This is a genomic window from Pseudomonas sp. PDM15 (assembly GCF_014851565.1).
GTDB lineage: Bacteria > Pseudomonadota > Gammaproteobacteria > Pseudomonadales > Pseudomonadaceae > Aquipseudomonas.
The window spans coordinates 19035-37143 of the sequence record NZ_JACVAA010000005.1; the positions used below are offsets into that span (position 1 = coordinate 19035).

The 18109-nt window shown below is 63.9% G+C and carries 20 protein-coding genes; 1 reads left to right on the forward strand and 19 read right to left on the reverse strand.

What is annotated here, in order from left to right:
• Positions 1–70: 70 nt before the first annotated feature.
• A complete protein-coding gene (locus tag IB232_RS14720) occupies positions 71–1126 on the forward strand; it encodes an NAD(P)-dependent alcohol dehydrogenase (RefSeq protein ID WP_192399381.1) in 1056 nt (351 codons plus the stop codon).
• A 49-nt stretch (positions 1127–1175) separates the two neighbouring features.
• Here IB232_RS14720 and IB232_RS14725 read toward each other — a convergent pair whose 3' ends face one another.
• The 19 genes from IB232_RS14725 to iscR all read right to left on the reverse strand — a co-directional run bounded on the left by IB232_RS14725 (position 1176) and on the right by iscR (position 18057).
• The gene (locus tag IB232_RS14725) at positions 1176–1967 is read right to left on the reverse strand and encodes an amidohydrolase (protein ID WP_192399382.1); all 792 of its coding nucleotides are present in this window, start codon (positions 1965–1967) and stop codon (positions 1176–1178) included.
• The gene (locus tag IB232_RS14730) at positions 1955–3103 is read right to left on the reverse strand and encodes a pyridoxal phosphate-dependent aminotransferase (RefSeq protein WP_192399383.1); all 1149 of its coding nucleotides are present in this window, start codon (positions 3101–3103) and stop codon (positions 1955–1957) included. Before IB232_RS14730 ends, IB232_RS14725 begins: the two co-directional genes overlap by 13 nt.
• Before the next feature lie 128 nt (positions 3104–3231).
• Entirely contained in the window at positions 3232–4698 is a 1467-nt protein-coding gene (gene der / locus IB232_RS14735) for a ribosome biogenesis GTPase Der (protein WP_192399384.1), read from the reverse strand.
• A 79-nt stretch (positions 4699–4777) separates the two neighbouring features.
• Positions 4778–5929: an outer membrane protein assembly factor BamB gene (gene bamB / locus IB232_RS14740; RefSeq protein WP_192399385.1), complete on the reverse strand. Its 1152-nt coding sequence runs from the start codon at positions 5927–5929 to the stop codon at positions 4778–4780.
• Positions 5922–6563, reverse strand: a complete 642-nt coding sequence (locus tag IB232_RS14745; RefSeq protein WP_318652271.1) for a tetratricopeptide repeat protein — start codon at positions 6561–6563, stop codon at positions 5922–5924. The genes bamB and IB232_RS14745 overlap by 8 nt, the downstream gene beginning before the upstream one ends.
• Before the next feature lie 28 nt (positions 6564–6591).
• On the reverse strand, positions 6592–7878 hold the full coding sequence (hisS, locus tag IB232_RS14750; RefSeq protein WP_192399387.1) for a histidine--tRNA ligase: 1287 nt from the start codon (positions 7876–7878) through the stop codon (positions 6592–6594).
• Positions 7879–7890: 12 nt separating this feature from the next.
• Positions 7891–9003, reverse strand: coding sequence for a flavodoxin-dependent (E)-4-hydroxy-3-methylbut-2-enyl-diphosphate synthase (gene ispG, locus IB232_RS14755; protein WP_192399388.1), 1113 nt, complete (start codon positions 9001–9003; stop codon positions 7891–7893).
• Positions 9004–9011: 8 nt separating this feature from the next.
• Positions 9012–10073 (reverse strand): helix-turn-helix domain-containing protein, encoded by a 1062-nt coding sequence (locus tag IB232_RS14760; RefSeq protein ID WP_192399389.1) that lies wholly within the window; start codon positions 10071–10073, stop codon positions 9012–9014.
• A complete protein-coding gene (pilW, locus tag IB232_RS14765; protein ID WP_192399390.1) occupies positions 10073–10834 on the reverse strand; it encodes a type IV pilus biogenesis/stability protein PilW in 762 nt (253 codons plus the stop codon). Before pilW ends, IB232_RS14760 begins: the two co-directional genes overlap by 1 nt.
• A gap of 14 nt (positions 10835–10848) precedes the next feature.
• Complete coding sequence (gene rlmN, locus IB232_RS14770) at positions 10849–11994, reverse strand: 23S rRNA (adenine(2503)-C(2))-methyltransferase RlmN (RefSeq protein ID WP_192399391.1); 1146 nt, start codon at positions 11992–11994, stop codon at positions 10849–10851.
• A gap of 24 nt (positions 11995–12018) precedes the next feature.
• Complete coding sequence (gene ndk, locus IB232_RS14775) at positions 12019–12450, reverse strand: nucleoside-diphosphate kinase (RefSeq protein ID WP_043308688.1); 432 nt, start codon at positions 12448–12450, stop codon at positions 12019–12021.
• Between the two features lie 97 nt (positions 12451–12547).
• Positions 12548–12748, reverse strand: coding sequence for a Fe-S cluster assembly protein IscX (gene iscX, locus IB232_RS14780; RefSeq protein ID WP_137971090.1), 201 nt, complete (start codon positions 12746–12748; stop codon positions 12548–12550).
• Between the two features lie 14 nt (positions 12749–12762).
• Complete coding sequence (gene fdx, locus IB232_RS14785) at positions 12763–13104, reverse strand: ISC system 2Fe-2S type ferredoxin (protein ID WP_192399392.1); 342 nt, start codon at positions 13102–13104, stop codon at positions 12763–12765.
• Positions 13104–14972 carry a Fe-S protein assembly chaperone HscA gene (gene hscA, locus IB232_RS14790; RefSeq protein WP_192399393.1) on the reverse strand — a complete coding sequence of 623 codons (1869 nt, stop codon included), beginning with the start codon at positions 14970–14972 and terminating at the stop codon, positions 13104–13106. Before hscA ends, fdx begins: the two co-directional genes overlap by 1 nt.
• Before the next feature lie 42 nt (positions 14973–15014).
• Positions 15015–15536 (reverse strand): co-chaperone HscB, encoded by a 522-nt coding sequence (hscB, locus tag IB232_RS14795; RefSeq protein ID WP_192399394.1) that lies wholly within the window; start codon positions 15534–15536, stop codon positions 15015–15017.
• Between the two features lie 8 nt (positions 15537–15544).
• Positions 15545–15868 (reverse strand): iron-sulfur cluster assembly protein IscA, encoded by a 324-nt coding sequence (gene iscA, locus IB232_RS14800; protein WP_137971086.1) that lies wholly within the window; start codon positions 15866–15868, stop codon positions 15545–15547.
• Between the two features lie 16 nt (positions 15869–15884).
• On the reverse strand, positions 15885–16271 hold the full coding sequence (gene iscU, locus IB232_RS14805) for a Fe-S cluster assembly scaffold IscU (RefSeq protein ID WP_137971085.1): 387 nt from the start codon (positions 16269–16271) through the stop codon (positions 15885–15887).
• Positions 16272–16319: 48 nt separating this feature from the next.
• The gene (locus IB232_RS14810) at positions 16320–17534 is read right to left on the reverse strand and encodes an IscS subfamily cysteine desulfurase (RefSeq protein ID WP_192399395.1); all 1215 of its coding nucleotides are present in this window, start codon (positions 17532–17534) and stop codon (positions 16320–16322) included.
• 31 nt (positions 17535–17565) lie between these two features.
• Positions 17566–18057, reverse strand: a complete 492-nt coding sequence (gene iscR / locus IB232_RS14815) for a Fe-S cluster assembly transcriptional regulator IscR (protein WP_137971083.1) — start codon at positions 18055–18057, stop codon at positions 17566–17568.
• Positions 18058–18109 lie beyond the last annotated feature (52 nt).

Here is an 18109-nt window from a genome sequence, read left to right on the forward strand (position 1 = left end):
TGGGCAAACCGGCCTCCCTCCCCCTGCACTAACCTCTCCTTCGGCTTACCGATCCGCCAAGGAGAATCCCATGAGCAAGACCCTCGCCTTTGCCGCCCAGGCCCCGCACACCCCGCTGGCGCCTTTCGAGATCCAGCGCCGCGCCGTCGGCCCGGACGATGTGGCCATCGACATCCTCTATTGCGGCGTCTGCCACTCGGACCTGCATACCGCGCGCAACGAATGGCACAACACCCTGTACCCCTCGGTGCCGGGCCACGAGATCGTCGGCCGCGTCACCGCCGTCGGCAGCAACGTCTCCAAGTTCAAGGTCGGTGACGTGGCCGGTGTCGGCTGCATGGTCGACAGCTGCCGGCATTGCGCCTCGTGCAAGGAGAATCTGGAGCAGTACTGCGAGAGCGGCTTCACCGGCACCTACAACGGCCCGGTATTCGGTGGCGAGAACACCTTCGGCGGCTACTCCCAGCACATCGTGGTGGAGCAGCGCTTCGTCCTGCGCATCAGCCATACCGACCCCGCCCAGCTGGCTGCCGTAGCGCCGCTGCTGTGCGCCGGAATCACCACCTATTCGCCGCTGCGTCAGTGGCAGGTCGGCCCGGGGCAGAAGGTCGGCATCGTCGGGCTGGGTGGCCTCGGCCATATGGGGGTGAAGATCGCCGCCGCCATGGGCGCCCGCGTGGTGCTGTTCACCACCTCGCCGAACAAGCGCGAAGACGCCCTGCGCCTGGGCGCCAGCGAAGTGGTGGTGTCGAAGAACGCCGAGGAGATGGCTGCCCACGCCAACAGCTTCGACTTCATCCTCAACACCGTGGCCGCGCCGCACGACCTCAACCCCTTCCTCAACCTGCTCAAGCGCGACGCAACCATGACCCTGGTCGGCGCCCCGGACTCGCCGCACCCGTCGCCGGACGTGTTCGGCCTGATCTTCAAGCGCCGCCGCATCGCTGGCTCGCTGATCGGCGGTGTCGCCGAGACCCAAGAGATGCTCGATTTCTGCGCCGCCCACGGCATCGTCTCGGACATCGAGATGATCCCGATCCAGTCGATCAACCAGGCCTACGAGCGCATGCTCAAGAGCGATGTGAAGTATCGCTTCGTGATCGAAATGGCCAGCCTGCAGGCCTGAGAAACGACAACGCCGGGCTCGGGCCCGGCGTTGTCACCTCTGCAACTGGTCAATCCAGGCTGAAGCCATCGGCGTCCAGGTAGGCCGGGAAGCGCTCGCGATAGGCGGCCAGCTCGGCGGCCGCCAAACGCACGCGGAACACGCCAGCTGCATCGCCCGCAGCCAGCAGGGTTTCGCCCTGGAAGTCCAGCACTTGGGAATCACCACTATAGGGATGGCCATTGCCGTCGCCGCCGATGCGGTTCACCGCGGCCACGTAGCACAGGTTCTCGATGGCCCGCGCCGGCAGCAGGCGGTTCCAGTGGTGGCGGCGCGCGCCCGGCCAGTTGGCGGTGTACAGCAGCAGATCGGTGTTGTGCGGGTCGCGGCTCCATACCGGGAAGCGCAGGTCGTAGCAGATCAGCGGGCGCACCTGCCAGCCCTTCACCTCCAGCAGCACCTGCTCTTCACCTGCGCTGTAGTGCTTGTGCTCGCCGGCCATGCGGAACAGGTGGCGCTTGTCGTAGTGGGCCAGCGAACCATCCGGGCGCGCCCACAGCAGGCGATTGCGGTAGCTGCCGTCAAAGGCCTGGATGATCAGGCTGCCGGTAACCACGGCGTCGACACGTCGGGCCTGCCCACACAGCCAGGTCGTGGTCGGACCGTCCTCCGGCTCGGCCAGCTCGGCCGAGTGCATGGAGAAGCCGGTGCTGAACATCTCCGGCAGCACTACCAGGTCGGCGCCGCGCGCCTGTTCCAGCAGCGGCTCGAAGCGCGCGCGGTTGGCCGCGGCGTCGTGCCAGTCCAGTTCGCTCTGGATCAGCGCCAGTTCCAGGTCGGGCAGCTGGCTCAGATCGCGCATAGCTTTTCCGCTGCCAGGCGCAGCGTCTCCTCGCGTTTGGCAAAGCAGAAGCGCACCAGGCGCATCTCGCTCGGTGCCTGTTGGTAGAACACCGACACCGGGATCGCCGCCACGCCGTGTTCGCGGGTCAGCCATTCGGCCATGGCCACGTCGTCCAGGTCCGGGCGGATCGCCGAATAGTCGGCCAGCTGGAAGTAGGTGCCTGGCGCGCGGGTGAAGCGGAAACGCGAGCCGGCCAGCAGGTCGCAGAACAGGTCGCGCTTGGTCTGGTAGAAGGCCGGCAGCTCCTCGACGTGCTCGGGATTGGACTCCATGAAGTCGGCCAGGGCGTGCTGCAGCGGGGTCACGCCGCAGAAATTCACGTATTGGTGGATCTTGCGCAGCTCAGCGGTGAGCGCCGGCGGCGCCACCACGTAGCCGGTCTTCCAGCCGGTGACGTGGTAGGTCTTGCCGAACGAGCTGACCACGAAGGCGCGGGCATACAGCTCCTCGTGGGCCAGCACGCTGGCGTGGCGGACGCCGTCGAAGATCAGGTGCTCGTAGACCTCGTCGCTGATGAGGTGGATATCGCGGCCGCGGATCAGTGCGGCCAGACGATCCAGATCGTCACGACTGAGCAGCGCGCCGCTGGGGTTGTGCGGCGAGTTGAGGAAGATCAGGCGGGTACGTTCGGTGATGGCATCGGCCAGGCGCTGCCAGTCCACAGCGAAGTCCGGCAGGGCCAGCGGCACATGCACGCAGCGGCCGCCGGCCAGTTCCACAGAGGGTTCGTAGCTGTCGTAGCAGGGGTCGAGGACGATGGCCTCGTCGCCCGGATGGATCAGCGCCTGCACCGCGCAGAAGATCGCCTCGGTGGCACCGGGAGTGATGGTGATCTCGCTGTCGGCATCGCGCTGCACGCCATAGCTACGGGCGATCTTGGCCGCTACCTGTTGGCGCAGGCTCGGCAGACCAGTCATCGGCGAATACTGGTTGCGCCCTTCCAGCACATGGCGGGCTACGGCCTCGCGCAGGGCCTGTGGGCCATCGAAATCGGGAAAACCCTGGGACAGATTGATGGCGCCGACTTCCGCGGCGAGCTGGGACATGCAGGTGAAGATGGTGGTGCCGACATTGGGCAGCTTGCTGGCGAGCATCGGGACTTCCTGCTGGCTTGAGGCGAGTCGCGAGGATAGCCGATGGCCCGCTCAGGATGCAGCAGCGGCATCAATGAAAAAGGCACAGAAGCCGAAGCTGCTGCGCCTTTGTCTGGAACGCCGGTGAATCAGCGTTTCTTGTCCTTGCGCTTCTTCTCGGCCTTCTTGTGGTGGCTCATCAGGCGGCGTTTCTTGTTCACCTGACGGTCGGTGAGGGTGTTCTTCTTGCCCTCGTAGGGGTTGTCGCCCCCCTTGTACTCGATGCGGATCGGCGTGCCGACCAGCTTGAGCACGCGGCGGAAGGTGTTTTCCAGGTAGCGCGTGTAGGACTTCGGTACCGCATCGACCTGGTTGCCGTGGATCACGATCAGCGGCGGGTTGGCACCACCCAGGTGAGCGTAGCGCAGCTTGATGCGGCGGCCGCTGACCATCGGTGGCTGGTGTTCCTGCACCGCGTCCTCGAGGATCTGCGTCAGGCGGCTGGTCGGCCAGCGGGTGATCGCCGACTTGAACGAGGCCTGCACCGACTTGTACAGGTTGCCCACGCCGGTGCCGTGCAGGGCGGAGATGAAGTGGATATCGGCGTAGTCGACGAAGAACAGCCGGCGCTCCAGCTCGGTCTTCACGTAGTCGCGCTCGCCGGGCTCCATGCCGTCCCACTTGTTCAGGGCGATCACCAGGGCGCGGCCGGATTCGATGGCGAAGCCGAGCAGGTTGAGGTCGTGGTCGACCACACCTTCGCGGGCATCCATGACGAAGATCACCACGTTGGCGTCCTTGATCGCCTGCAGGGTCTTCACCACCGAGAACTTTTCCACTTCCTCGTGGATCTTGCCGCGCTTGCGCACGCCGGCGGTGTCGATCAGCGTGTACTTCTCGTCGTTGCGCTCGAACGGGATGTAGATGCTGTCGCGAGTGGTGCCGGGCTGGTCATAGACCACCACGCGCTCCTCGCCGAGCATGCGATTGACCAGGGTCGACTTGCCGACGTTGGGGCGGCCGATGATGGCGATCTTGATGCCATCCTTCTCACTCGGCCCGGGAATGCGCTTGGCTTCCTCGCCCTCGGCGACGTTCTCGTCGAAGGCATCGTGGTCCTCGTCACGCGGGTATTCACCGAGCGTCGTTTCCAGCAGCTGGGTGATGCCGCGGCCATGGGCGCCGGCGATCGGCAGGGCTTCGCCCATGCCCATCGGGGCGAATTCGGCGCGGGCGATGTCCGGATCGATGTTGTCGATCTTGTTCACCACCAGGTAGCTGCGCTTGTTGCGCTTGCGCAGGTGCTCACCAATCATCTGGTCGCTGGCGGTCAGGCCGGCACGGGCGTCGACGAGGAACAGCACCACGTCGGCCTCTTCGATGGCCAGCAGCGACTGCTCGGCCATCTTCTCGTCGATGCCCTCCTCGTCGCCGGTGATGCCGCCGGTGTCGACCAGGATGTAGCTGCGCCCTTCCCACTTGGCATCGCCATATTGGCGATCGCGGGTCAGGCCGGCCAGGTCACCGACAATGGCATCGCGGCTGCGGGTCAGGCGGTTGAACAGAGTCGACTTGCCCACATTGGGACGGCCCACCAGGGCGATTACCGGAACCATTGGGCTCCTCCACAGCTAAATCCAGAAAACACAAAGGCCGCTGCCGTAGAACGGCAGCGGCCGGACATTGCAAAACAGCTTAGCGGATGGTCAGGCCGACCAGCTTGCCGCTGTTGCCGTAGGCGTAGATCCAGTCACCGACCACCAGCGGACGGGCACGCAGGCCGTCGCCGTCGATCTTCTTGCGGCCGACAAAATGACCGTCCACCTGGCTCAGCAGGTGCAGGTAGCCTTCGAAGTCACCGACTGCCACGTAGCTGGAGAAAACTTCCGGGGACGACAGCTGGCGGCGCTGCAGGGCGTCGTTGTTCCACAGGGCGGAATTGGAGCCCTCGTCGACGCCTTCCACGGCGCCGCTGGCCAGGCTGACGTAGACGCTGCCGAAGCCCTGGGCCAGGCCCACGTAGCTTGAGGCTTCGCGGTTCCACAGCGGACGACCGCTTTCCACGTCGATGGCCGCGACATTGCCCTGGTAGGTCACCACGTACAGGGTGCCACCGGAGAGCAGCAGGTTGCCGTCGATATCGACCACGCGCTCCAGCTCGGAACGGCCTTGCGGCACGGCCACGCGCTGCTCCCAGACCGGGATGCCGCGGCTGGCGTCGAGGGCCAGGACCTTGCCGGTGGACAGGCCGGCCATCACCAGGCGGTTGGTCATCACCGGGCTGCTGGTGCCACGCAGGGTCAGCACGGCCGGGCTGTTCTCGTAGATCCAGCGCTGCTCGCCGGTGCTGACATCGAAGGCGATCAGGCGATCGTCCTGGGTCTGCACCACGACGACGTCGCCGTTGGTGGCCGGCGCGGACAGCACTTCGCTGGTCACGCGGGCACGCCACTTTTCTTCGCCGTTGCTGGAGTCCAGCGCGACCACTTCACCTTTCAGGGTGCCAACCAGCACCAGACCGTAGCCGGCGCCGACACCGCCGGAGATCGGCAGGTCCAGTTCGACTTCCCAAAACTTGTCGCCGGTCAGGCGATCCAGGGCGACCACTTCGCCATCGGCAGAGGCGGCGTACAGACGCTCGCCATCGGCGGCGGGGGTCAGCTGGTTGTACAGCTCGCCCTGGCCATCACCGATGGAGCGGCTCCACTGGGCGTCCAGGCGTACTTCTTCCTGGATATCGGGCAGCTCGGCCGGCGGCAGTTCCTTCTTGCTGTTGCTGCTGCAACCCACGGCCACTACGGCCAGGGCCAGCACTGCGGCATTCTTCCAACGCATCACGTCAGGCATCCCCTTTCGCCAGGTCGTCGAGCTTCATCTGCAGGCCGCCGACAGCGGCGTCCTCGGACAGAGAATCCTTGGCCTTCTGATAGGCCGCATGGGCTTCATCGCTGCGGCCGAGCTGCACCAGCAGGTCGCCCTTGAGTTCTTCGCGGCTGGCCTGCCATGCCTTGTCAGCCTCGCCTTCGAGCAGCTTGAGGCCGTCTTCGGTCTTGCCCTGGGCAGCCAGCACACGGGCCAGACGCTGACGCGCCAGCTCGCCGATGGTGGCATCGGCCGGCTTGTCGACCAGCGGCTTGAGCTCGGCCACAGCGTCATCCAGCTTGGCGTTGTCCACCGCCACCTTGGCGACGAACAGGCTGGCGTACTGGGCGTAAGCGCTGCCGCCGTACTCGGACTTCAGCTTGTCGGCCAGTTCGGTGACCTTGCCGGCGTCCGGCTGGCCGGTGGGAGTGAGGGTGGTTTCCAGCAGTTGCTGGTACAGCGCCCCGCCACCCTGGGCCTGATTGGTCTGGTATTGCTGCCAGGCCTGCCAGCCGACCACGATGGCCAGGGCCAGGGCACCACCAGTCAGCAGGGGTTTGCCATTGCGCTGCCACCAGTCCTTCATCTGCGCAATTTGTTCTTCTTCAGTCATGCTCACCCCAATAACTCCTTGATTCTCTTTATTCTCAGGCCTGCAGGCAGGCGGCCAGATGCTGTGCCAACGCATCCCAGCCAATGTTCTGTTGTTCTGCGTCGTCGCGCAGGGGCTTGCAACCTACCACGCGGGCGGTCAGTTCGTCCTCACCCAGAATCAGGGCGAAGCGCGCGCCGCTCTTGTCGGCCTTCTTGAACTGGCTCTTGAAGCTGCCAGCGCCACTGTTGACCAGCAGACGCAGACCGGGAATAGCATCGCGCAGGCGCTCCGCCAGGCCCAGGCCGGCGAGCTCTGCAGCCTCGCCGAAGGCGCACAGATAGACATCCGCTGGGCTGTTCAGCTCGGCCGGCAGCAGCTCCAGGGTCTCCAGCAGCAGGACCAAACGCTCGACGCCCATGGCGAAACCGACACCCGGCGTGGCCTTACCGCCCAGCTGGGTAATCAGGCCGTCGTAACGACCGCCGGCACACACGGTGCCCTGGGCGCCGAGCTTGTCGGTGACCCACTCGAACACGGTGCGGTTGTAGTAGTCGAGACCGCGGACCAGCTTGTTGTTGATCTCGTAGCGAATGCCGACCGCATCCAGGCGCGCCTTGACGCCCTCGAAGTGCCGGCGCGACTCCTCGTCGAGATAGTCGGCCAGGGTCGGCGCGCCGATCAGCAGGGCCTGGGTCTGGGCATTCTTGCTGTCGAGAATGCGCAGCGGGTTGGTGGTCAGGCGGCGCTGGCTGTCTTCGTCGAGCTGCTCGAAGCGCTCGTTGAGATAAGCCACCAGGGCGTCTCGGTACGCCGCGCGTGCCTCGCTGGAACCCAGGCTGTTGAGCTGCAGAGACACCGCATCGGCCAGGCCAAGCTGCTGCCACAGGCGCGCGGTGAGCACGATCAGCTCGGCATCGACGTCCGGCCCCGGCAGGTTGAAGGCTTCCACGCCGATCTGGTGGAACTGGCGATAGCGGCCCTTCTGCGGCTTCTCGTAGCGGAACATCGGGCCGGCGTACCACAGCTTCTGCACCTGGCCGCCACCGGTCAGTCCGTGCTCCAGCACGGCGCGCACGCAGCCGGCGGTACCTTCCGGACGCAGGGTCAGCGATTCCTCGTTACGGTCGAGGAAGGTGTACATCTCCTTGTCCACCACGTCGGTGCCCTCGCCGATACCGCGGGCGAACAGCTCGGTGAACTCGAGGATGGGCAGGCGGATTTCCTTGTAGCCGTAGCCATCGAGCAGGCCGGCCAGGGTGCCTTCCAGGTAGCGCCAGGCAGGCGTCTGCTCCGGCAAGATGTCGTTCATGCCACGGATGGCTTGTAAGGTCTTGCTCACGAATATTCCTTGTCAGCCGCGGGCGATAACGGCCGCGTCGGCCTCGGCCTTTTCGGCCGCCTTGCGGCGGATCAGCTTCTCCAGCTCATCCACCAGATTGTCGTTGTTCAGCTTCGAGGCCGGGGCGCCATCAATGTACACCAGGTTGTTCGGCGTACCGCCGGTGAGGCCGATATGGGCCTCCTTGGCTTCGCCCGGGCCGTTGACCACGCAGCCGATCACGGCGACGTCGAGCGGCACCAGCAGATCTTCGACCCGCTGCTCCAGCTCGTTCATGGTCTTGACCACGTCGAAGTTCTGCCGCGAGCAGCTCGGGCAGGCGATGAAGTTGATGCCACGCGAGCGCAGACGCAGGGACTTGAGGATGTCGTAGCCGACCTTGATCTCCTCCACCGGATCGGCGGCCAGGGAGATGCGAATGGTGTCGCCGATGCCCTCGGCCAGCAGCATGCCCAGGCCGACCGCGGACTTCACGGTGCCGGAGCGCAGACCGCCGGCCTCGGTGATGCCCAGGTGTAGCGGCTGCTCGATCTGCTTGGCCAGCAGGCGGTAGGCCGCGACGGCCATGAATACGTCGGAGGCCTTCACGCTGACCTTGAAGTCGGGGAAGTTCAGGCGATCCAGGTGCTCGACATGACGCAGTGCGGACTCCACCAGCGCCTCGGGCGTCGGCTCGCCGTACTTCTTCTGCAGGTCCTTCTCCAACGAGCCGGCGTTGACGCCGATGCGGATCGGGATGCCCTTGTCGCGCGCAGCCTCGACCACGGCCTTGACCCGGTCTTCGCGACCGATGTTGCCGGGGTTGATGCGCAGGCAATCGACGCCCAGTTCGGCCACACGCAGTGCGATCTGGTAATCGAAGTGGATATCGGCCACCAGCGGCACTTTCACCTGCTGCTTGATCTTGCCGAATGCCTCGGCCGCCTCCATGGACGGTACCGAGACGCGCACAATATCGGCGCCGGCGTCTTCGAGACGACGGATCTGGCCGACGGTGGCCTCGACGTCACAGGTCTCGGTGTTGGTCATGCTCTGCACGGCAATCGGCGCATCGCCGCCAACCGGTACCGAGCCGACCCAAATCTTGCGGGACAGGCGACGCTTGATGGGAGATTCGCAATGCATGATCTGGCTCACTGCCCCAGTTTGAGGCGGGCGGTTTCACCGTGGGTGGAGGAAGCGACATCGACCGGCTGGCCATTGACCAGTACCACGGCGCCGCGGGCATAACCCAGGCGCAGCTCCAGCGGCGCCTTGCCGACCAGCTCGACGCTGTCGCCACGACGCTTGAGGGCACTGAGCAGCACCTTGCCATTGGCATCGGTGAGCTGGGTCCAGCAATCGGCGGTGAACTGCAGATTGACCAAGGCCTCGCCGGAAGCGGTAACCGGAGCACTGGCGACCGGAGCCGTCGGCTCGGCAGCTGGTGTGGCTGGAGCCGGAACCTGCCCCGTCACAGCCGGCTGGGTCAGTTGCGGCGCAGCGACGGCAGGAGCCTGCTGTTCGGCATTGGCCGACGCCTGAGGCGCGGCAGGCACAACTGGTGCTGGCTGAGCGGCAGACTCTACCGGAGCAGCAGGAGTGGTCTCGGCACTCGGCGGCGCTTCGGAAATGGATGCAGGATCGACCGCAGGAGGCATATCGGCGATGGGGGCCTCGGCCTGAGCTTCGGCTACTGCCTGATCCTCCGGCTCGTCCAGCGGATGGATCTCGGTGGTGCCGTCGGCGGCCTCTACCTCCACATGCTCGATGGGAGCCTTGACCAAGCCGGCGCCCAGGCGTGCGGTCTCGCCCTGCCACCAGAAGAAGCCAACACCGCCCAAAGCGGCCAGCGCCACGATACTGAAGATCTTCACGAGGCTTTGCGAAACTCGGGCTGGCTCTTCGATACGCGCCAGACTGGCGACGCTACTGCCATTGGCATCGGTGCCGGTATACTGGTCAAAATCGCTGACAAGGCGGGTTGGATCCATGCCCATCAGCTTGGCGTAGGCACGGATATAGCCACGCGCGAAGGTATGCCCCGGCAACTGATCGAAGGCACCAGCCTCCACATTACGCAGAGCCTGGGCAGTCAGGTTCAGCTGCACGGCGACATCGTTCAGCGCCAGGTTTCGGCTTTCGCGCACCTTGCGCAGCGTCTCTCCCGGATTGACCCGGGGCGCGGCAGCAACTTCAGGATGCGTAGCTTTCATCACTGCTCCGACAGATATTGCTGGTATTCCGGGGTGCCCGGATAGAGGCGTTTCATTTGTAGACCGAGGCTGGCGGCTTGGTCGCGGTCCTCGAAGACTTTGGCCAAGCGAATACCTAAGAGCAGACTCTGTGGATTCTGCCGGGCCTGCTGGCTATATCCGGCATAGTAGCTTCGAGCAGCTACGTAGTTTTTGTCCTCATAGGATAACTGTGCCATCTGAAGCAACGATGTAGCACGTTGACTATTAAGACGCAGAGACTTCTCGAAATGCTGCTTGGCTTCTTCGCGCTTCCCCAGCTGGAGCGCAGTCAGGCCAAGGTTCTCGAATACTCGCGAGCGCTCTCCATACAAGGTGTCCTCGGATGCCTGGAGGTACTGGGTATAGGCTTCCTGATAACGCTTCTGCTCGAATAGAAAACCACCGTAGTTATTCAGAAAACGGGCATCGCCCCCCCCTTGAGAGATCGCCTTACGATAATGCTGATCAGCCAGCCGTGGTTCCATTTCGTACTGATATACCACTGCCAGAGCTGCATGCGTCTCAGCATTAGAGGGATCTAGCTCTAGAGCTTTGCGCAGAGGTTCTTTAGCCTTTTCCGTGGAGCCCTGCTGCAGATGACCTATACCCAATTGAATATAGGCATCCCGTGCCGCATCCCGGCCTTCTTGGGTGCTAAGCGGATCCACCGCCCCGCCAGTTCTCACACATCCAGCCAGGAGGCACAAAAGAGACAGATACAGCGCAGCGCGCAAGGTCATGAATTACTCCCCCTTCAATTTCGATTGGCAGCATCGCGAGGCTCTGCGGCCTCGTTACCCAGCTGGCGTACGGCGATATAACGCTCACTGCGACGGGTACGGTCCTGCACTTGCCCGACCAGCTGCCCGCAGGCGGCGTCGATATCGTCGCCACGGGTGGTGCGCACGGTGACATTGAAGCCGGCCTTGTGCAGCAAATCCTGGAAGCGACGGATGGCGTTGTTGCTCGGCCGCTCGTAACCGGAGTGGGGGAAGGGATTAAACGGAATCAGATTGATCTTGCAAGGGAAATCCTTGAGAAGTGCGATCATCTGCGCAGCATGTTCCGGCTGGTCGTTGACGTCCTTGAGCAGGGTGTACTCGACGGTCAGGAAACGCTTCTCGCCCAGACCTTCGATGTAGCGGCGACAGGCCGCCAGCAGCACTTCCAGCGGATACTTCTTGTTGAGCGGCACCAACTGGTTGCGCAGCTCATCGTTCGGTGCGTGCAGCGACAGGGCCAGGGACACGTCGGTGACGGTCGCCAGCTTGTCGATCATTGGCACCACGCCAGAGGTGGACAGGGTCACCTTGCGCTTGGAAATGCCGTAGCCCAGATCATCCATCATGATCTGCATGGCCGGTACGACATTGTCGAAATTCAGCAGGGGCTCGCCCATGCCCATCATCACCACGTTGGTGATGGCACGGTCGATCTTGGCCGGTACGGTGCCGAAGGATTTATTGGCGATCCATACCTGGCCAATGATTTCTGCGGCAGTCAGGTCGCTGTTGAAGCCCTGCTTGCCGGTGGAACAGAAACTGCAATCCAGCGCGCAGCCGGCCTGGGATGACACACAGAGGGTGCCACGGCCGCCTTGCGGGATGTATACGGTCTCGACGCAGCTGCCGGATGCCACGCGCACCACCCACTTGCGGGTGCCATCGCTGGAGATGTCCTGGCTGACGATCTCAGGACCGCGAATCTCGGCGCAGGCGCTGAGTTTTTCGCGCAGGGCCTTGCCGAGATTGCTCATGGCGTCGAAATCCTCGACACCAAAATGGTGAATCCACTTCATGACCTGACCGGCACGGAAGCGCTTCTCTCCGATGCTCTCGAAGAAGCTTTCCATCTCGGGCTGGGTCAGCCCCAGCAGGTTGGTCTTGGCAACATCAGTCATGGATTCACCCTCGCCTTTCCGCTATTAGCGAATGCGAGCGCACACCTCGGTGGCGGAGAAGAAGTACGCGATTTCGCGAGCGGCGGAAGCCTCGGAATCGGAACCGTGTACGGCGTTCTCGTCAATGGAAACGGCGAAGTCGGCGCGAATGGTGCCGGCAGCAGCTTCTTTCGGGTTGGTGGCGCCCATCAGCTCACGGTTTTTCAGGACGGCGTCTTCGCCTTCCAGGACCTGGACGATGACCGGACCGGAGGTCATGAAGGCAACCAGGTCCTTGAAGAAGCCGCGCTCGCTGTGCTCGGCGTAGAAGCCAGCGGCTTCGCGCTCGGACAGCTGAACCATCTTGGAAGCAACGACGCGCAGGCCGGCCTTCTCGAAACGGGTGGTGATTTCACCAATGACGTTTTTGGCAACGGCATCCGGCTTGATGATGGAGAAAGTGCGTTGAACGGCCATGTGAAGCTCCAGAAAGTTAAGCGAAAAATTAAACCCGCGAATTATACGCGGGTTAGGGGGAAATGCGTAGGGCCGCGCCCTGAAGCGGTGCGGCGGCTCAGTCGAGCTCTTCGATCCACGCCGCCTGGATGGCTTCCAGCACCTTCTCGCCACCGCGCTGCGGGTCATCGGCGAAATCCGGCAGGGCCAGCACCCAGCGGTGCAGATCGACGAAGTTGACGTAGCGCGGATCGACATCGGCCTTGCTCTCGGCCAGCTCGATGGCGATATCCAGCACGTCGGTCCATTTCAGACTCATGTCGGCTCCTTGACTCAGTGCGGCGCTTCGGCAGCGTGGTTGAGCGAGTATTTCGGGATCTCGACGGTCAGGTCTTCGGTGCCAACGACAGCCTGGCAAGCCAGCCGCGATTGCGCCTCAAGACCCCAGGCCCGATCGAGGAAGTCTTCCTCCAGCTCATCCGCCTCTTCCAGCGATTCGAAGCCCTCGCGAATGATGCAGTGGCAAGTGGTGCAGGCGCATACGCCGCCGCAGGCACTCTCCATCTCGATGTGATGCTCGTGAGCCAGATCGAGAATGGAAGTACCAGGCTCGGCCTCCACGACCATGCCGTCAGGACAGAACTTCTCGTGCGGCAGAAAAATGACCTGTGGCATCAGTTATCCTCGATTTCATTCAGATTGCGCCCCGCCAGGGCGGCTTTCACCGTCGAGTCCATTCGCCGAGCGGCAAAGGCGTCGGTAATCTGCGACAAACGCTTGGTCTGCTGCTCGATGGCATGCGCATCGTCGCCAGCCGCCAAAGCACGCAGCTCTTCCATGGCCGCCAGAATGGCGATTCGCTCGCCTTCGTCGAGCAGGCGCCGGCCATCAACCTCCAGCGCCGACTGCACGGCCTCGAGCAGGCGTTCGGCCTCAACCTGCTGCTCGCGCAGAGCACGAGCCGCCTTGTCGCCACCGGCATTGCTGAAGGAGTCCTGCAGCATGCGCGCGATTTCGCCATCGGTCAGACCGTAGGACGGCTTCACCTGGATGCTCGCTTCCACACCAGAACCCAATTCGCGCGCGGCGACACTGAGCAGGCCATCGGCATCGACCTGGAAGGTCACGCGAATCTTTGCCGCCCCGGCAACCATTGGCGGAATGCCACGCAGTTCGAAGCGCGCCAGGGAACGGCAGTCCTTGACCAGCTCGCGCTCGCCCTGCAGCACCTGGATGGCCATGGCGCTCTGGCCATCCTTGTAGGTGGTGAAGTCCTGGGCACGCGCCACCGGGATAGTGGTGTTGCGCGGAATGACCTTCTCCATCAGCCCGCCCATGGTTTCCAGCCCCAGGGACAGCGGAATCACGTCGAGCAGCAACAGCTCCTCGCCATTGCCACGCTGATTGCCAGCCAATGTGTCGGCCTGGATGGCGGCGCCAATGGCCACCACCTGATCCGGGTCGATATCGGTCAGCGGCTGACGACCGAACAGCTCGCCCACCGCCTCGCGCACACGCGGCACTCGAGTGGAGCCACCAACCATGACCACCGCCTCGACCTCCTCGATCTCGATGTTCGCGTCGCGCACCGCGCGACGGCAGGCCTTGAGACTGCGGGCGATCATCGGCTCGATCAACGCCTGGAACTGCGCCCGGCTCAGCTCGCCAGACCAGCCATCGTGAGCCACCGACACGCTATCAGCCTCGGTAAGCGCCTCTTTCGCCGCACAGGCAGCCTGCAGCAGACGGCGCTGGGCCGCCGGATCGAGATCATGAGACAGACCGGCCTGCTCGATGATCCAGCCAGCGACGGCATGGTCGAAGTCATCGCCGCCCAGGGCGCTGTCGCCGCCGGTCGCCAGCACCTCGAACACGCCGCGAGTCAGGCGCAGCACGGAAATATCAAAGGTACCGCCACCGAGGTCGTAGATCGCCACCACCCCCTCGGCACCCTTGTCCAGACCATAGGCAACGGCAGCTGCCGTCGGTTCGTTTAGCAGGCGCAGCACGTTGAGATTGGCCAGGCGCGCGGCATCCTTGGTGGCCTGACGCTGGGCATCGTCGAAATAGGCCGGCACGGTGATCACCGCACCGACCAACTCGCCACCCAGCGTCGCCTCCGCACGCTCGCGCAGGGCACGGAGAATCTCCGCCGACACTTCCACCGGACTCTTGGCACCTTGCACCGTCTCGATGAACGGCATGTGCGACTCGCCCTCGGCGAAGCGATAGGGCAGCTGATCGCCGAGCTGTTTGACGTCTGCCACACCGCGCCCCATCAGGCGTTTGACCGACAGCACGGTGTTCAGCGGGTCCAATGCGGCAGCGGCCTTGGCGGAGGCGCCCACCTCGACGCGATCGACGTGATAGCGCACGGCGGACGGCAGGATCACTCGCCCTTCGGCATCGGCCAGCGGCTCGGAAAGACCGCTGCGTACGGCGGCGACCAACGAATTGGTAGTGCCCAGGTCGATGCCCACCGCCAGACGGCGCTGGTGGGGTTGCGGGCTCTGCCCGGGCTCGGCGATCTGCAGTAGGGCCATGGTGCTCTAGATGTCAGGCGCGCAGCGCAAGGCTGCGCCGGGTTAGTCGTCGAGGCGCTCTTCCAGATCGCGCACTTCGTGGGCCAGCTTGTCGAGAAACTGCATGCGACGGACCAGGCGCTCAGCCTCTTCGCGTCGCGCGGCATCGTTCCAGCAGGCGGAGAAATCTTCGTCCAGCTCGTCCTGAGCCGCTTTCAAGCGGCTCTTGAATGCCGCCACACCGACTAGGTCGGCGCTGTCCTGCAGGTCTTCCAGCTCCTCGCGCCAACGCATCTGCTGGAGCAGGAACTCGGGATCCTGCACCGTCACTTCCAGCGGCAGCACGCGACCACCCAGCGCCAGCAGGTAGAGCGCGCGACGCGGCCCGCTCTTCAGGGTCTGGTAGGCCTCGTTGAGGCTGGCCGACCGCTCCAGCGCCAGGCGCTGCTCGCGCTCGCCAGCATCGGCGAAGCGATCCGGATGCACGGCCTTGGCCAGCTCGCGATAGCGCGCGGACAGCTGCGCCTGATCCACACGGAACGTGGGCTGCAGCTCGAACAGGGCGAAATGACAGGGACTACCCACAACCAGCCTCAGACGTTGAAGCTCTCGCCGCAGCCGCATTCGCCGCGCACGTTGGGGTTGTTGAACTTGAAGCCCTCGTTGAGGCCTTCGCGGACGAAGTCCAGTTCGGTGCCATCCAGGTAGGTCAGGCTCTTCGGATCGATGATCACCTTGACCCCGAAGCTTTCGAACACCTGATCCTCGCCTGCCACCTCATCGACGAACTCCAGCACGTAGGCCAGGCCCGAACAACCGGTGGTACGTACGCCGAGGCGAATGCCCTCGCCCTTGCCACGCCCGTCGATCGAGCGCTGCACATGGCGAGCGGCGGCTTCAGTCATGGTAATGGCCATTAGCGACTCCCCGGGATCAGAGCAGACCTTTCTTCTGCTTGTAGTCGTGCACGGCGGCCTTGATGGCATCTTCGGCGAGCACGGAGCAGTGGATCTTCACCGGCGGCAGGGCCAGTTCTTCGGCCAGTTGGGTGTTCTTGATCGACTCGGCTTCGTCCAGAGTCTTGCCCTTCATCCACTCGGTGGCGAGGGAGCTGGAGGCGATGGCCGAACCGCAGCCGTAGGTCTTGAATTTGGCGTCTTCGATCACACCCTGCTCGTTGACCTTGATCTGCAGACGCATCACGTCGCCGCACGCCGGAGCGCCGACCATGCCGGTACCGACATTCGGGTCCTCGGCATCCATCTTGCCGACGTTGCGCGGGTTTTCGTAATGGTCGATGACCTTTTCACTGTATGCCATGTTGCAAATCCTCTCTCATCAGGTGCCGCTCTACAGGCGACTCGAAAATCAGTGTGCCTGCCATTCGACCTTGGAGATGTCGACACCTTCTTTGAACATGTCCCACAGCGGCGACAGCTCACGCAGCTTGTTCACCGCACCAGCCACTTTGCTGGCCGCGTAATCGACTTCTTCCTCGGTGGTGAAGCGACCGAAGGTGAAGCGGATCGAGCTGTGCGCCAGCTCGTCGTTGCGACCCAGGGCGCGCAGCACGTAGGACGGCTCCAGCGAGGCGGAGGTACAGGCGGAACCGGAAGAAACCGCCAGGTCCTTGAGCGCCATGATCAGCGACTCGCCTTCGACGTAGTTGAAGCTGAGGTTCAGGTTGTGCGGCACGCGCTGGGTCAGGCTGCCGTTGACGTACAGCTCCTCCATGCCCTCGAGCTGCTTGTAGAAGCGATCACGCAGCGCCAGCACGCGCTGGTTTTCCTGCGCCATCTCTTCCTTGGCGATGCGGAAGGCCTCGCCCATGCCGACGCACTGGTGCGTGGCCAGGGTGCCGGAACGCATGCCGCGCTCGTGGCCGCCACCGTGGGTCTGAGCCTCCAGGCGCACGCGCGGCTTGCGGCGCACGTACAGGGCGCCGACGCCTTTGGGGCCGTAGGTCTTGTGGGCGGAGAAGGACATCAGGTCGACCTTCAGCTTCTCCAGGTCGATCTCGACCTTGCCGGTGGACTGGGCCGCATCGACGTGGAACAGCACACCGCGGGAGCGGGTCAGCTCACCGATGGCGGCGATGTCGTTGATGGTGCCGATCTCGTTGTTGACGTGCATGATCGACACCAGAATGGTGTCCTCGCGCAACGCCGCCTCGACCATAGCTGGAGTCACCAAGCCATCTTCGCCGGGCTCGAGATAGGTCACTTCGAAGCCTTCGCGCTCCAGCTGGCGCGCGGTGTCCAGCACCGCCTTGTGCTCGATCTTCGAGGTAATGATGTGCTTGCCCTTGGTGCTGTAGAAGTGCGCGACACCCTTGATGGCCAGGTTGTCGGACTCGGTAGCGCCGGAGGTCCAGACGATCTCGCGCGGGTCGGCGTTGACCAGCTCGGCGACCTGGCGGCGGGCGTTCTCGACCGCTTCCTCGGCCTTCCAGCCGAAGACGTGGGAGCGCGATGCCGGGTTGCCAAAATTGCCATCCACCAGCAGGCACTCGCTCATCTTCTGCGCCACGCGCGGATCGACCGGAGTGGTGGCGGAGTAATCGAGGTAAATCGGCAATCTCATCAGGTATCTCCTATTCAGGCAGGCGCCCTGCTCACTCGATGGCGGACGCTTCGATCTTGTCCAGCTGCGGCGTCCTGCCGTTACAACGACGCTGATCCTGACGCTGAGCGACTTCCTGCACTTCGCGCCGGGTCACCAGATCAGCCAGGCTGATGCCGCTGAGAAATTCGTGAATCTGCTGACTGAGGTCGCACCACAGATGGTGGGTCAGACAGGTGTCGCCGGAGTGGCAATCGCCCATGCCCTGGCAACGGGTAGCGTCGACCGATTCGTTCACCGCATCGATCACCTGCGCCACCTGGATCACCCGCATGTCGCGCGACAGCTGATAGCCTCCGCCCGGACCACGCACGCTGCTAACCAGGTTGCCACGGCGCAACTTGGCGAACAGCTGCTCCAGATAGGACAGGGAGATGCCCTGCCGCTCGGAGATGTCCGCCAATGACACAGGCCCGCTCTGGGCATGCAGCGCCAGATCGAGCATGGCTGTGACGGCGTAGCGGCCTTTGGTGGTCAGACGCATGGTTATCGCACCACGGGTAAACTGAGTTGCCGCAAGTATCCTCTTTTCCGAC